General features: G+C 77.8%; 13 protein-coding genes. 10 read left to right on the top strand and 3 right to left on the bottom strand.

What is annotated here, in order from left to right:
• The first annotated feature begins 36 nt into the window (after positions 1–36).
• Entirely contained in the window at positions 37–1821 is a 1785-nt protein-coding gene (locus CHC04_RS18455; RefSeq protein ID WP_089405527.1) for a dynamin family protein, read from the top strand.
• Complete coding sequence (locus tag CHC04_RS18450) at positions 1818–3452, top strand: dynamin family protein (RefSeq protein ID WP_089405407.1); 1635 nt, start codon at positions 1818–1820, stop codon at positions 3450–3452. Before CHC04_RS18455 ends, CHC04_RS18450 begins: the two co-directional genes overlap by 4 nt.
• Positions 3453–3912: 460 nt before the next feature.
• Here CHC04_RS18450 and CHC04_RS18445 read toward each other — a convergent pair whose 3' ends face one another.
• The gene (locus CHC04_RS18445; protein ID WP_089405406.1) at positions 3913–4707 is read right to left on the bottom strand and encodes an enoyl-CoA hydratase-related protein; all 795 of its coding nucleotides are present in this window, start codon (positions 4705–4707) and stop codon (positions 3913–3915) included.
• Positions 4708–4843: 136 nt separating this feature from the next.
• Here CHC04_RS18445 and CHC04_RS18440 point away from each other — a divergent pair, with 136 nt between their 5' ends.
• From CHC04_RS18440 to CHC04_RS18420, 5 genes are all read left to right on the top strand, one after another.
• Positions 4844–5035, top strand: coding sequence for a hypothetical protein (locus CHC04_RS18440; protein ID WP_089405405.1), 192 nt, complete (start codon positions 4844–4846; stop codon positions 5033–5035).
• A complete protein-coding gene (gene efeO / locus CHC04_RS18435; RefSeq protein ID WP_089405404.1) occupies positions 5022–6176 on the top strand; it encodes an iron uptake system protein EfeO in 1155 nt (384 codons plus the stop codon). Before CHC04_RS18440 ends, efeO begins: the two co-directional genes overlap by 14 nt.
• Positions 6177–6258: 82 nt before the next feature.
• Positions 6259–7575 carry an iron uptake transporter deferrochelatase/peroxidase subunit gene (gene efeB / locus CHC04_RS18430; protein ID WP_089405403.1) on the top strand — a complete coding sequence of 439 codons (1317 nt, stop codon included), beginning with the start codon at positions 6259–6261 and terminating at the stop codon, positions 7573–7575.
• A 255-nt stretch (positions 7576–7830) separates the two neighbouring features.
• Positions 7831–9573 carry a serine/threonine protein kinase gene (locus CHC04_RS18425; protein ID WP_089405402.1) on the top strand — a complete coding sequence of 581 codons (1743 nt, stop codon included), beginning with the start codon at positions 7831–7833 and terminating at the stop codon, positions 9571–9573.
• A gap of 14 nt (positions 9574–9587) precedes the next feature.
• Positions 9588–11243: a serine/threonine protein kinase gene (locus CHC04_RS18420; protein ID WP_245817439.1), complete on the top strand. Its 1656-nt coding sequence runs from the start codon at positions 9588–9590 to the stop codon at positions 11241–11243.
• 53 nt (positions 11244–11296) lie between these two features.
• Here CHC04_RS18420 and CHC04_RS18415 read toward each other — a convergent pair whose 3' ends face one another.
• On the bottom strand, positions 11297–12061 hold the full coding sequence (locus tag CHC04_RS18415; RefSeq protein WP_089405401.1) for a hypothetical protein: 765 nt from the start codon (positions 12059–12061) through the stop codon (positions 11297–11299).
• A 293-nt stretch (positions 12062–12354) separates the two neighbouring features.
• On the opposite strand from CHC04_RS18415, the gene CHC04_RS18410 reads away from it, so the two are divergent.
• Both CHC04_RS18410 and CHC04_RS18405 read left to right on the top strand, forming a co-directional pair.
• Complete coding sequence (locus tag CHC04_RS18410) at positions 12355–13638, top strand: competence/damage-inducible protein A (RefSeq protein ID WP_089405400.1); 1284 nt, start codon at positions 12355–12357, stop codon at positions 13636–13638.
• Positions 13635–14039, top strand: a complete 405-nt coding sequence (locus tag CHC04_RS18405; protein ID WP_217897444.1) for a cupin domain-containing protein — start codon at positions 13635–13637, stop codon at positions 14037–14039. The genes CHC04_RS18410 and CHC04_RS18405 overlap by 4 nt, the downstream gene beginning before the upstream one ends.
• Here the strand turns inward: CHC04_RS18405 and CHC04_RS18400 are convergent.
• On the bottom strand, positions 13984–14277 hold the full coding sequence (locus CHC04_RS18400; protein ID WP_141233851.1) for a S26 family signal peptidase: 294 nt from the start codon (positions 14275–14277) through the stop codon (positions 13984–13986). The genes CHC04_RS18405 and CHC04_RS18400 overlap by 56 nt on opposite strands.
• A gap of 87 nt (positions 14278–14364) precedes the next feature.
• Here CHC04_RS18400 and CHC04_RS18395 point away from each other — a divergent pair, with 87 nt between their 5' ends.
• On the top strand, positions 14365–14784 hold the full coding sequence (locus tag CHC04_RS18395; protein WP_089405398.1) for an SRPBCC family protein: 420 nt from the start codon (positions 14365–14367) through the stop codon (positions 14782–14784).
• Positions 14785–14857 lie beyond the last annotated feature (73 nt).

Below are 14857 nucleotides of genomic sequence, written 5' to 3'. Positions count from 1 at the left end.
CGGGTGGTAGGACGGGGGGAGGTCCTGGAGGTGGGCGTGGTCACACCCGAACAGCTCGTCGACCGGGCGCTCGTGCTGGCGGAGGCCTGCGAGCGCTCGGAGCTGCACCGCCGGCTCACGCTGGCCGCGGAGCGCTCGCGCACCCCCGGCGTGCGGGTGCTGGTGGTCGGCGAGCCCAAGCAGGGCAAGAGCTCCCTGGTCAACGCCCTGGTCGGCGTGCCGGTGTGCCCGGTCGCCGACGACGTCGCCACCGTCGTCCCCACCGTGGTCCGGGCCGGCGCCGAGCCCCGCGCGACCCTCGTGCGCGCCGACGGCGCCGAGCCCGAGACGGTGCCGGTGGAGACGGTCGCGGCGGCGGTCACCGGCGAGGCCGCCCGCGGGCTGGTGCGCGCCGAGGTGGAGCTCCCCCGCCGGCTGCTCGAGGGCGGCCTGGAGCTCGTGGACACCGCCGGCGTCGGGGGCATCGGGATCGCCCACTCCCTGGCCACCCTCGACCTGCTGCCCACGGCCGACGCCGTCGTCTTCGTCTCCGACGCCAGCCAGGAGTTCACCGCGCCGGAGATGGCGCTGCTCGACCAGGCGGCCGCCCTCTGCCCCACCGTCGTCTGCGTGCTCACCAAGACCGACGTCTGCACCGACTGGCGGACCGTCGAGGAGATCGACCGCCGCCACCTGGCCGACCGCGGTCTCGACGCGCCGCTGTTCGCGGTGTCCTCGGCGCTGGCCCTGCTGGCGGTGCAGCACCGGGACCGCTCGCTGCACACCGAGTCGGGGATCGCCGCGCTGGTCGACCACCTGCGCCGCGAGGTCGTCGACCGGGCGGAGACGCTGGCCCGCCGGTCGCTGGTGCACGACCTCGCCAGCGTCACCGGGCAGCTCGCCCTGGCGGTGCGCAGCGAGCTCGCCGTCCTCGAGGACCCCGCCGGCCGCGAGGAGCTGCTGCGCGGGCTGGAGGCGGCCAAGGCGGCCGCCGACGACCAGCGGCGCCGCTCCTCGCGCTGGCAGCAGGTGCTCGCCGACGGCGTCACCGACCTCCTGGCCGACATCGACCACGACCTGCGCGACCGGTCGCGGGTGGTGGTCCGGGAGGCCGAGGAGGTCATCGCCGCCCGCGACCCTGGGTCGGCCTGGCCGGAGATCTCCGCCTGGCTCGACGAGCGCGTCGCCGCGGCCGTGGCCGACAGCTTCGTGTGGGCCGAGCAGCGGTCGCAGTGGCTGGCCGAGCAGGTGGTCGAGCAGTTCGAGCGCGACGGCGGGGGCACCGTGCCGGCGCTGTCGGTGGGGGACCCGGACGACGCCCTGGCGGACCTCGTCGACGTCCCCGCGGTCGACGACGGCGCCATGACCCTGCGGGAGCGGACGCTGGTCGGGCTGCGCGGCTCCTACACCGGCGTGCTCATGACCGGCCTGGTCACCAGCCTCGCCGGCCTGGCGATCATCAACCCGATCTCGCTGGCCGCCGGTGTGCTCATGGGTCGCAAGGCCTACACCGACGACCAGAAGCAGCGCCTGCAGAAGCGGCGCAGCGAGGCCCGCACGGTGGTGCGGCGGCACCTCGACGAGGTGGTCTTCCAGGTCGGCAAGCACCTCAAGGACCGGCTGCGGACGGTGCAGCGGACGCTGCGCGACCTGATCACCGACACCGCCGACGAGGTGTCCCGGTCCCTGGCCGACGCCGTCGCGGCCGCGCAGCGCTCCGCGCAGGTCGCCGCCGCCGACCGCGACGCCCGCGCCCGCGTGCTGCGCCGGCGGCGCGAGGAGCTCGACCGGCTGGCCGCCGACGTCGCCCGCCTCGGCGGCGCGCCGGTGCCAGTCCCGTGAGGCACGGTCGCCCGGACGACCCCCCGGCGACGGCCGCGCTGCGCGTCCTCCTCGACGACGCCGTCGAGGCGCACCGCGACGAGCCCGACGTCGCCGCGCGGCTGGCCGAGGCGCGGCGGCGGCTGGACGAGCCGCTGCGGCTGGCGCTGGTCGGCCGGGTCAAGTCGGGCAAGTCGACGCTGCTCAACGCGCTGGTGGGCGCCCGGATCGCGCCCACCGACGCCGGCGAGTGCACCCGGGTGGTGACCCTCTACCGGCACGGGGCGACCCCACGGGTCGTGCTGCACGGCACCGACGGGGGGTCCCGTCACCTGCCGGTGCGCCGGGCCGGGGGCGGGCTGCAGCTCGACCTCGGCGGCACCCCGCCGGAGGAGGTCGCCTCGCTCGAGGTGGACTGGCCCTCGGCCGACCTGCTCCCCGCCACCGTGGTCGACACCCCCGGCACCGCCTCGCTGTCGGCCGACACCAGCGCGCGCACCCACGCCTTCCTCGCCGCCGACGAGGGCCTGTCCGGCGCCGACGCCGTCGTCTTCCTCACCCGGCAGCCCCAGCCGGCCGACCTCGCCGTCCTCTCGGCCTTCCAGGAGGCCACCGGCGGGCGGGCCGCCACCATCACCGTGCTGTCCCGGGCCGACGAGGTCGGGGCCGGGCGGCTCGACGCCCTGGAGGCGGCCGCGTCGGTGGCCCGGCGGCTGTCCGGCGACCCGGCGCTGCAGGCGGTCGGCTCCCCGGTGGTGCCGGTGACCGGGTTGCTGGCGCTGGCCGGCCGCACCCTGCGGCAGGGCGACTTCACCGCGCTGCGCGCGCTGGCCGGCGCCGACCCCGCCCAGGTCGCCGGGATGCTGCTCACCGCCGACCGGTTCGTCCGCGCCGAGGTGCCCGGGGCGCCGCCGCGGGAGGTCCGCGCGGGCCTGCTCGACCGGCTGGGCCTCTACGGGACCCGGCTGTCGGTCACGCTGGTGCGGGCCGGCGTCCCCGACGCCGCCGCGCTCGCCGAGGAGCTGCTGCGCCGCAGCGGGCTGGTGGAGCTGCAGCGGCTGGTCCGGGTCCAGGTCACCGAGCGCGGGGCGCTGGTGCGCGCCGGGGCCGCGCTGCGGCTGCTCGACACGGTGCTGACCACGCACCCGGGACCCCGCTCGGCCGCGCTCGGCGCGGAGCTCGAGCGCATCCGGCTGGCCCTCCCCGAGCTCGACGAGCTCGAGCTGCTGACCCGCTCCCGGGGACCGGGCTCGCCGCTGCCCGCCGGGGCGGAGGCGGAGGGACGGCGGCTGCTCGGCGGCGAGGGCACCGGCCCGGCCGCCCGGCTCGGCCTGCCGGCGGACACGCCCCCGGCGGCGCTGCGGACGGCGGCGGTGGCCGCGCTGGGGCGCTGGCGCGCGGCCGCGGCCGACCCGCTGGCCGACCGCGCGGCGGCCGACGCCGCCGACGTCGTCGTCCGCTCGTGCGAGGCGTTGCTCGCCGCCCTGGACGGGTGGTCAGCGGGCCCGGGACCAGGCCCGGGCCGAGCGCAGGAACAGCGGGACGACGGCGACGACGAACAGGCCGGCCGCGGCGACGAGGGCGACCCGGTCGAGGTCGGCGTCCCCGGCCGCCACGCTCTGCGCGACGTCGAGGGCCAGCAGCAGCGGTAGCAGGGTCACCAGCAGCGCCCACCGCGCCCACGACCGGCGCCGCAGCACCAGCGCCACCCAGACCAGCGAGACCAGGACGAGCAGCCCCACCGCGCCCGCGATGCCGGCGACCAGGGTGCGCACCCCGTCGGCGACCAGCGCGGCGGAGGCCGTGGGGTCCTCGGCGGTGGCGGTGGCCGTCAGCCGCGCGTCGAGCGCCGCCCGGTCCAGCAGCATCGCGACGAGCCCGACGGTCGCCGCCAGGCAGCCGGCCCACCACAGCACCGCCGCCAGCCGCACGGCGCCGGGGCGCCGCGCCTCCGGCGGGGTCAGCGGCAGCGCCACGGCACTCGTCGTCGCCGGCCGGGGCGGCGGCCGCCGGCCGGCCCGCCCGCCCGCCAGCGGCCGGGCGGGCAGCGGCTGCTCCCCGGCGCCGGGCGGCACGCCGCCGTCCCGCGGCGTCCCCGCCTGCGTCACCGACTCAGTGCCCGGTGAAGCGCGGCTGGCGCTTGGCGAGGAAGGCCTCGACCGCCTCGGCGTGGTCGGCGGTCCGCCCCAGCTGGGTCTGCAGCCGCGCCTCGAGCGCCAGCGTGTCCTCCAGCCGGTCGGTGGCCGCGCCGGCCAGCACCGTCTTCACCGCGCGGTAGGCCGCCGTCGGCCCGCCGGCCAGCCGCTCGGCGAGCGCCCGCGCCTCACCGGCCACCTGCTCGGGCGCGACGACCCGGTGCACCAGGCCCCACTGCAGCGCGCTCTCCGCGGGGAACGGGTCGGGCAGGAGCAGCAGCTCGGTGGCCCGGCCCAGGCCCACGCTGTGCACCAGCCGGGAGGCCAGCCCCGAGTCGCTGGACAGGCCGATGCCGGTGAACGCGGTGGTGAACTTGGCGCCGGCCGCGGCGACCCGCAGGTCGCCGGCCATGGCGATGCCGAGCCCCGCCCCGGCGCACGCCCCGTTGATCCCGACGACGACGGGCACCCGCAGCGCGGCCAGCGCCAGCACCAGCGGGTTGTACTCCTCCTCGACCACCGACAGCGAGGTGGCCGCGTCGCCGCGCAGCGCCTCGACGTGCTCGCCGAGGTCCTGGCCGACGCAGAACGCCCGGCCGGCGCCGGTCAGGAGGACCGCGCGCACCGACTCGTCGGCGGCGATGCCCTGCACCACCGCGAGCAGCTCCCGGCGCATCGCGCGGCCGAGCCCCGGCCGCTGGAGGGTCACCGTCGCGACGCCGCCGGCGTCCTCCCGGGTCACCGTGGTCGGGGTCACCGTCGTCTCGGACATGCCGCCACCCTGCCACGCGCCCGGACCGGCGCCGAGTCCTCCCGGCCGGGGGCGAAGGGCCGACGGAGGACTCCTCAGTAAGGTGTGCCTTGCCTCAGTCGGACGACGGGGTTCCGTCGACGACAGGGGGTCGGCCGTGGGCCAGGCGTTCGCCGCCAGCTACCTCATCGGCCTCCGCGAGGGCCTCGAGGCCACCCCGGTGGTCAGCATCCTCGTCACCTTCCTCTGGCCGGCCCGCACGCCGGCCGCCCCGAAGCCCTCCGGCGCCGCCCCGGCCCGGACCCCCGCCCCCTCGCCGTCGGAGACCCCCCAGCATGTCCGTGCGTGACCGCCGCCTCCCCCTGCTCACCGCCGGCCTGCTGGCCGCGCTGACCACCGCCGCCTGCTCGTCGGCCGACGCCGGCTCCGGCGCCGCGTCCGGCGGCGGGGAGTCGGCCGACACCGTCGCCGTCGCCGCCACCGACGACGCCTGCGACGTCGCCAGCAGCGAGCTGCCGGCCGGGACGCACAGCTTCGCGGTGACCAACTCCGGCGACCAGGTGACCGAGTTCTACGTCTACGCCGAGGGCGACCGGGTGATGGGCGAGGTGGAGAACATCGCCCCTGGCCTGACCCGCGAGCTGCTCGTCGAGCTGCCCGCCGGCAGCTACCAGACCGCCTGCAAGCCGGGCATGGACGGCGACGGCATCCGCGGCGACCTCACCGTCACCGGCGAGGCCCGGTCGCTGTCGGAGGACGAGACCCTCGCCCGGGCGAGTGCGGAGTACCAGCGCTACGTGCAGAGCCAGACCGGCGCGCTGCTCGAGCAGACCACCGCCTTCGTCGACGCGGTCGAGGCGGGCGACGTCGAGGGCGCCAAGGCGCTGTACCCGGTCGCGCGCACCTACTGGGAGCGGATCGAGCCGGTGGCCGAGGTCTTCGGCGACCTCGACCCGCTCATCGACGGCCGCGAGGGCGACCAGGCCGAGGGCGAGGACCTCACCGGCTTCCACCGCATCGAGCAGGCGCTGTGGGTCGGCGGCACGACCGAGGGGATGACCCCCTACGCCGACCAGCTGCTCACGGACGTGCAGCAGATCGTCGAGCTCGCCGACGACACGACGCTGGACCCGCTGCAGCTGGCCAACGGCGCCAAGGCCCTCCTCGACGAGATCGCCACCGGCAAGATCACCGGCGAGGAGGACCGCTACTCGCACACCGACCTGTGGGACTTCGCCGCCAACCTCGAGGGCTCCGAGGCCGCCGTCCAGGCGCTGCGCCCCCACCTCGAGGAGACCGACCCCGACCTGGTCGCCGAGATCGACGAGCGGTTCGCCGCCACCGAGGCCGAGCTCGGGCAGTACCGCACCGAGGGCGGCTGGACGCTGCACGACCAGCTCACCGAGGACCAGCTGCGCGGCCTCTCCGACAGCGTCACCGCGCTGTCGGAGTCGGTCAGCCAGGTCGCGGCGGCCGTCGCGCACGAGTGAAGGACCCCCCTGCCCCCCACCGCTCGCACGCTCGCGCCGGGCCCCTGCAGAGGGGCCGGACGACCGCCCTGCCGAGGAAGCCATGACGGAGCCCACCGCCGACCAGCCGGCCGCGCCACAGCGGCCGGGCCTGTCCCGCCGCCGCCTGTTCGGGGCCCTCGGCGCCGGTACCGCCGGCGTCCTCGCCGCGGGCACGGCCGGCGGGGTCGTCGGACGGGCGACCGCCGACGGCCCGGCGGGCGGTGCCCACGCGTCCGGGGCGGCGCCGACCGACGCGGTGCCCTTCCACGGCGAGCACCAGGCCGGGATCGTCACGCCCGCCCAGGACCGGCTGCACTTCGTCGCCCTCGACGTCACCACCGACAGCCGCGAGGACCTCGTCGCGCTGCTGCAGGACTGGACCGCCGCCGCCCGCCGGATGACCGCCGGGCAGGACGCCGGCGAGGTCGGCGCCGTCGACGGCGACCGGTACGCGCCCCCGGACGACACCGGCGAGGCGATCGGCCTGCCGCCGTCCGGGCTGACCCTCACCGTCGGCTTCGGGCCCACGCTGTTCACCACCGCCGACGGCCGCGACCGCTTCGGCCTCGCCGTCCGCCGGCCCGCGCCGCTGGTCGAGCTGCCGTCCTTCCCCGGTGACCAGATCGACCCCGCGATCAGCGGCGGCGACCTGTGCATCCAGGCCTGCGCCAACGACCCGCAGGTCGCCGTCCACGCCGTCCGCAACCTGGTGCGCATCGGTGCCGGCGTGGTCAGCGTGCGCTGGTCGCAGCTGGGCTTCGGCCGGACGTCGTCGACCAGCAACGGCCAGGCCACCCCGCGCAACCTGTTCGGGTTCAAGGACGGCACCGCCAACCTCAAGGCCGAGAACGGCAGCACGCTCGACCGGTTCGTGTGGGTCGGGGACGACGACGCGGACTGGCTGCGCGGCGGCTCCTACCTGGTCACCCGGCGGATCCGGATGCTGATCGAGCCGTGGGACAGCTCCTCGCTCGACGAGCAGCAGCGCACCATCGGCCGCACCAAGGGCACCGGCGCGCCGCTCGGCCAGCGCGCGGAGTTCGACCCGGTCGACTTCACGACGCGGGTCGACGGCGAGTTCGCGATCCCGGAGACCAGCCACGTCTTCCTCGCCCACCCGACCAACGCGGGGACGGCGATCCTGCGGCGCGGCTACAGCTTCGTCGACGGCTCCGACGGCCTCGGCCGGCTCGACGCCGGGCTGTTCTTCATCGCCTTCCAGCGCGACCCCGGGACCGGGTTCGTGCAGGTGCAGCGCAACCTGCGGAGGGACGCGCTCAACGAGTACGTCCGGCACACCTCCTCGGCGGTCTTCGCCTGCCCGCCGGGCGTGCGCGACCCCGCCGACTGGTGGGGACGGGCGCTCCTCAGCGGCTGACGAAGGACCCCGCTGCCCCCCACCCCTCGCACGCTCGGGGCGGGCCCCTGCACCGGGGCCGGTTCCAGCCGGTGACCGGGGTGTCGTCGGCGCGTCGCCGTGTCGATGCGCAGCCGTGACGCAGGAGACTCCCCGGACGGGTGGTGCTGCTGGGAACATGTGTGGTCCCGGAGGGTGCGGGCACTCCGGCGGAGGGTGCGACGTCCCCGGGTGGACGGCGTCGGCAGCAGGGCCGACAGGGATGGGAGAGCTCCCGTGGTGGAACCGGGTCGCCGGATGGTCGGTGACCGCTACGAGCTCGTCGCGCTCATCGCCGCCGGTGGCATGGGTCAGGTGTGGCGGGCGACCGACCTGTTGCTGCACCGCCCGGTCGCGGTCAAGGTGCTGCGCAGCGAGTACACCGGCGACCCGACGTTCCTGGCCCGCTTCCGCGCCGAGGCCCAGCACGCGGCGGCGCTGAGCCACCCCAACATCGCCGCGGTCTACGACTACGGCGAGACCGAGGCCGGCGACACCGGCGAGCAGCTGGCCTACCTCGTCATGGAGCTGGTCGAGGGGCAGCCGCTGTCGTCGCTGCTGCGCCAGGAGGGCCGGCTGGACACCGCCACCACGCTGTCGGTCCTCGGCCAGACCGCCGCCGCCCTCGCCGAGGCCCACCGGGCGGGGCTGGTCCACCGCGACGTCAAGCCCGGCAACATCCTGGTCCGGCCCGACGGCAGCGTGAAGATCACCGACTTCGGCATCGCCTGGTCGGCCGGCAGCGTGCCGCTGACCCGCACCGGCCAGGTCATCGGCACGCCGCAGTACCTCTCGCCCGAGCAGGCCGAGGGGCACCTGGCCACCCCCGCCAGCGACGTCTACGCCCTCGGCCTGGTCGGCTACGAGTGCCTCACCGGGCACCCCGCCTTCGACGGCGACAACGCGGTCACCATCGCGCTCAAGCAGCTGCGGTCGCACCCCGAGCCGCTGCCCGACGACCTGCCCGGCGGGGTCCGCACCCTCATCGGCCGTGCCCTGTCGAAGGACCCGGCGGCGCGGATGCCCGACGGCGCCGCCTTCGCCGCCGCGGTCGAGGACGCCCGGGCCGGCCGGCTGCCGGACCCGCCGCCTCCCGTCCCGGTGGTCTCCGGGCCGGCCGTGTCCGGGCCGCTCGCGGGTGACGCGGGTCCGGCCACCGAGGTCGCGCCTCCGCCGCCGGGCGCCCCGGCCGTCCGGCCGCGCCGCAGCCCGCCGTCGCGGCCTCGCCGCCGGGCGGCCGCCGTCCTGGTGCCGCTGCTGGCCCTCCTGCTCGGCGCGGGGCTGGCCGCGGCGGTGTTCTCCGCGCTGACCGACCGCACCCCGCCGACCGTCGCCGCCGCGCAGACGCAGGAGGACGAGCAGGGCGTGCTGGTCCAGGAGGACGACTTCGTCGGCCGGCCGGTCGAGGACGTCGCCACCCAGCTGTCGGCGCTCGGGCTCACCGTCGAGCGCCGCGAGCAGGTCACCGACCGCACCGTGCCGGGCGTCGTCACCGCCGTCTCGCCCACCGGCGTCGTCCTGGGGCCCGGCGACGACGTCGTCGTCACCTACGCCGTCGCGCCGGCGGCCGACAACGGGTGGTGGGACGGCGACACCGACCGGGGCGACTGGTCGCCGGTGTCCGGCGCCGCCGTCCCCGGCCAGGTGGAGCAGCCCGTCGCGCAGCCGACCGGCACGACCGGCGGGACCTCCGCCCCGGCACCGGAGGCGACCGCGTCGCCGACCCCGTCCTCCGCCACGGCGGCCGCGACGACGACGCCGAGCGGCCCGGCCGAGGGGACGCCGGCGCCGACCACCGCGGTCGGGTCGCTGACCGCGGGGACGCCCACCGGGTCGCCGACGACGGCCCCGACCACGACCCGGACGCCGCCGAGCGGCCCGGCCACGACGCCCTCGACCGGCGTCCCGGGTTCCGAGCCCGGCGGGTCCTCCACGGCGAGCGGCACCTCGCCGGCTGGGGCAGGATCCCCGCAGGCCTGATCGAGGGGGTGGCGGTGAGCGGGAGCGCGGTGCGGGTGATCGGAGGCCGCTACGCGCTCGAGGGCCTCATCGCCACCGGCGGGATGGGGCAGGTCTGGCGGGGGCGGGACACGCTGCTCGACCGCCCGGTCGCGGTCAAGCTGCTGCGCGCGGAGTACAGCGGCGACGACACCGTGCGCACCCGCTTCCGCACCGAGGCCCAGCTCGCCGGCCGCCTCACGCACCGCAACATCGCCGCGCTGTTCGACTACGGCGAGCAGGTCGACGGGGACGGCGTGGTCTGCGCCCACCTGGTCATGGAGCTGGTCGACGGCGAGCCGCTGTCGGCCCTGCTCGCCCGCGAGGGGCCGCTGCCGCCCGACCGGGTGCTGGACCTGGTCGGCCAGACGGCCGCGGGCCTGGCCGCGGCGCACGCCGCCGGGGTGGTGCACCGCGACGTCAAGCCGGGCAACCTGCTCGTCGGCCGCGACGGCGTCGTCCGGATCACCGACTTCGGCATCGCCTGGTCGGCCGGCAGCATGCCGCTGACCCGCACCGGCCAGGTCGTCGGCACCGCGCACTACCTCTCGCCCGAGCAGGCCGCCGGCGGCAAGGCCGGCCCGGCCAGCGACGTCTACGCGCTCGGCATGGTGGCCTGGGAGTGCCTGACCGGGCGGCGGGCGTTCGACGGCGAGAACCCCGTCCAGATCGCCCTGATGCAGATCCGCGAGGAGCCCGAGCCGCTGCCGGACGGCGTGCCCGCGCCGGTGCGCGAGCTGGTGGCGCGGATGCTGGTCAAGGACCCCGCCGGCCGTCCCGCCGACGGTGCGGCGCTGCTCGCCGTCGTCGACGCGGTCCGCTCGGGCAGCCCGCTGCCGCCGGCGCCGGCACCGGTGACCGCGCCGCTGCTGCTCCCCGCCCCGCCCCGCGCCGGGAGACCGCCGCGCCGGCGGTACGTGGCGCGGGCGCTGGCGGCGGCCGGCACGCTCGCCGCGGGCGCCGTCCTGGGGGTGGGGGTGCTGCAGCTGGCCGGCACCGGGTCGGGCACGCCCCCGGCCGCCGTCGCCGACGCCGCTCCCACCGGCGTCGACGTCCGCCGCGCCGAGGTGGTGGGCCGCGGGGCCGACGAGGTCGAGGACCAGCTGGTGGCCGCCGGGCTGCGGGTGACCCGGGTGACCGAGCAGAGCGCCGGCGCGGCGGCGGGGACGGTGCTCGCGGTGACCCCGGTCGGGCGGCTGTCCCTCGGCGACCTGGTCACGCTGACCGTCGCCGCCGTACCGCCTCCCGCGGCGCCGTCCTCCTCACCGCGGACCGAGCAGACCGAGCGGGCACCGGCGGAGGAGGAGGTGCCCTGGTCCCGGACCTGGTCGACGCGGGACGGCAGCCGGTACCCGGCGGGCGACACGGGCTCCACCGCCGCCGTCCCCGCGCCGGCCACCTCGGCGCCGGCCGCCCCCGAGGCCGCCGTCCCCGAGGCCGCCGTCCCCGCACCGGTCGCTCCCGCCGTCCCCGCTCCCGACGAGGTCGCCGAGGACGACTCCGACGAGGACGACTCCGACGCCGGTGAGGACGCCGGACCGGGCAACGGCGCGGGTCAGGGCAACGGCAACGCCGGGGGCAACGGCAACGGTCCCGGGAACGGTCCCGGGAACGGCAACGGCGGGGGCGACGGCCGCGGCCGCGACGGCTGACCCCCGCCGTCGGTCCTCCGGCGGATCGGGCTGCGGCTCCTCGGCCCGGCGGCTCAGCCCCGGCGGCGGGCCGGCGCCAGCCAGACGGCCACGGCGAGCGCTCCCAGGGCCGCGGTGAGCAGGAAGCCGCGGTCGGAGTCGACCCGCGGCAGGGCGATGAGCACCCAGAACACCGCCAGGCCGGCGAGCCCGCCGACCGCGAGCCGCTCGGCCACGGCCGGGCGCAGCTTCCCGCCGGGCAGCAGGCTCGCGGCCAGGCCGACGACGCCGGTCAGGGCGGCCAGCGTCGCGAACGCCGACCACAGCGGCAGGTCCGACCAGAGGACCTGGCCGCCCAGGCGCAGCGTCAGCCCGAGCTCGAGCAGCACCAGGCCCACGACGCCGAGCCCCGTGGTGATCAGCACCGCCCGGTCGCGCGGGGTGCGCGGGGCGCGGGGCGTGCGGGCCGCGGTGCGCCGGGAGGGCGCCTCGGCCGCCGGTGCCGCGGCGGTGGTGACCTCGGCCGGCGCAGCGGGCGGCGGGGGAGGGGGCGGCGAGCCGAAGAAGGAGTCCAGCGGGCCGGTGGGCTGCGGGGGTGCGGCGGCCCCGGTCCCGGCCGGCGACACCACGGCAGTGGCCGCCTCCGCGTGGGCGGGCTGCGGAGCGGTGTGCGGGTAGGCCGGCGGCGGCAGCGGAGCGGGGGCCGCGTGCGGCGGGTGCTCGGGCGCGGTGCCGACGGCGGTGGCCCCGTGCGCGGCGGGGTCGGCGGGAGCCGATCCCACCGGCGGGACGGCGATCTCCTGCGTGCGCGGGCCGGCCGGTGGCGGCGAGGCGGTCACGGTCGTTCCTCCAGGCGGTCGGCGGTGGACCGGGTCGGGCCCTCCCCGGCACGCTATCCGGGGCGCGCAGCGGGATCCCGGAGGCGGGTCGGCGGGTCCGGGATCGGGAGGGACGGAACGGCCCGTCCGGGCTGCCGGCCTGCGCCGCCTGATCGCGACCCGAGTGAGCACCTGTGGTCGCCGACACGCGCCGACACGCCATGCCGGGCGGCCACGACTGCTCACTCGGCACCGGATCACCCGCTGCGAGCGGCGGGGGGCACGGGGGCCCTTCTGCTCCTAGGGTCGGGCGGGTGGGCACGCGCGCGGGCATCGTCGTCACCGGCACCGAGGTCCTGACCGGCCGGGTCTCCGACCGCAACGGCCCGTGGCTGGCCGAGGAGCTGCGGCAGGCCGGCGTCGACGTCGGGGCCGTGCTGGTGGTCGGGGACCGGCCCGACGACGTGCGCGGCGCGCTGACCTACTTCTCCTCCGCCGGGGTCGACCTCGTGGTCACCACCGGCGGGCTCGGCCCCACCGCCGACGACCTGACCGCCGCCGTCGTCGGCGAGTTCCAGGGGCGCCCCCTCGCCGTCGACACCGAGCTCGAGCAACGGGTCGCGGCGATCGTCGAACGGCTCATGGCCCGCCGTGGCTGGCGGGCCGACGCCGAGGCGACCGCGGCCGGCGTCCGCAAGCAGGCGATGGTCCCCGCCGGCGCGGCGGTGCTGGAACCGGTCGGCACCGCACCAGGGTTCGTCGTCCCGCCGGCCGACGGGCGCGGCGGGCCGGTCGTCGTCGTGCTGCCCGGTCCGCCGTCGGAGCTGCAGGGCATGTGGCCGGCCGCGCTGGCCGCCGGGCCGGTGCGGGCGGCGCTGGCCGGGGCCGGTGAGGTGCGGCAGGAGACCGTGCGGCTGTGGGGGACGCTGGAGGCCCAGCTCGCGGCCACGCTGCGCGAGCACGAGGCCGAGCTGGCCGGGCTGGAGATCACCACGTGCCTGCGCGAGGGCGAGCTGGAGATCGTCACCCGGTTCGCGCCCGAGGCGCAGCCGGCCTACGACCGGCTGGGCGCGGTGCTGGCCGAGGAGTACCCGGCGACGCTGTTCTCCACCGGCCCCACGCTCGACGACCTGGTCGCCGACGCGCTGCGCGACCAGGGACTCACCATCGCCACCGCCGAGTCGTGCACCGGCGGCCTGCTGGTGGCGCGGCTGATCGAGCGGGCGGGGTCCTCGGCGTGGGTGCTCGGCGGCATCACCTCCTACGCCAACTCGGCGAAGGAGCACCTCGTGGGCGTGCCCGGGGAGATGCTGGCCGAGTTCGGCGCGGTGAGCCCGCAGGTGGCGCAGGCGCTGGCGGAGGGGGCGCGGGCGCGGTTCGGTGCCGACGTCGGCGTCGGCGTCACCGGCATCGCCGGGCCGGGCGGCGGGACGCCGGACAAGCCCGTGGGCACCGTGCACCTGTGCGTCGTCGGGCCGTCGGGGACCGAGGCGCGGTCGGTGCGGCTGCCGGGCTCCCGGACGGCGGTGCGCGAGCGGTCGGTCGTGCGCGCGCTGCACCTGCTGCGGCACCTGCTGCTGGGTGGCCCGCCCGCGTGAGGGTGCTGGTCCTGCCCGTGCGCCCGCTGGCGTCGTACGGCAGCACCGGTGCGTCGCTGGTGCCGGCGGCGCGGGTGCTCGAGCCGCAGGACGGCTTCGCCGTCGACGTCGTCCGGCTGGCGCCCGGCGGGTCGATCGGGCGGCACCCGACCCCGCTGTGGCAGCTCTTCCTCGTCGTCGAGGGCGGCGGCTGGGTGTCGGGGGCGGACGACGTCCGGCGCGTCGTCGGGGCCGGGGAGGCGGCCCTGTGGGAGCCGGGGGAGGAGCACGCCTCCGGGACCGACGGCGGCCTGCTCGCCGTCGTCGTGCAGTGCCGCGTCCCGCCGGTCGACCGACCGGGCCCGGTCAGTCCCGGCCGAGGAGGACGCCGGCCACGTCGGCGCGGTCGGTCCAGCCGTTGACCATGCCGTTGTCCCCCGCGATCAGGACCCGGCCGTCGGCCTCGTCGACGACACGGTGCAGCCACCACCGGCCCCCGACCCGGGCCAGGACGACCTGGCGCAGCAGCCCCTCGCCGGGGGCGGGAGGGCGCAGCCGGACCCGCTGGACGGCTCCCACGGCCGGACGCATCGACGTGCCGATCGCCGTGAACCAGTCCACCGCGGCACCGGCCCGCAGGCACCGTGCGACAGCGGCCATGGTCCGCTGGCTCGCCAGCCGTGGTCCCCGCACGCCGCCATCGTGCCGGGGTGCGTGCGGCGGGTCGGTCGCGGGCAGGACCGCCTGGTGACCACCGTGACGCTGCACGCCACCGGGCCACTGCCGCCGGAGGAGGTGTGGGAGCGCTACGCCGAGCCCGCGCGGTGGCCCACGTGGGCGCCGCAGATCACCGGTGTCCAGGTGCCGGTCGGCCGGCTGGCGGCCGGCGTGACCGGGCGGGTGCGCGGGCCGGCCGGGGTGACGCTGCCGTTCGTCGTCGAGTCGGTGGACGAGGCCGCGCGGCGGTGGTCGTGGACGGTCACGGCCGGCCCGGTGCGCGTGCACCTGCTGCACTGGGTCTCCCAGGGGCCCGACGCCGGCAGCACCACCGGCCTGCGCGTCTCCGGACCGCTGCCCGTCGTGGTGGGCTACGTCCCGCTGGCGCAGCTGGCGATCAACCGGCTGGTGCGCCCGCTCGACCGAGGTCACGCGGCCTCTCGCGAGTGATGTCAACACGTCCCTCGGATCTGTGCACGGGCTCCTGACCTGCGGACACAGGTCGCAGCGGGGGCCGCTTACC

This window comes from Geodermatophilus saharensis (genome assembly GCF_900188205.1).
Taxonomy (GTDB): domain Bacteria; phylum Actinomycetota; class Actinomycetes; order Mycobacteriales; family Geodermatophilaceae; genus Geodermatophilus; species Geodermatophilus saharensis.
Note: the sequence above shows the minus strand (reverse complement) of the source record. Positions and strands in the feature narration are given on the sequence as shown.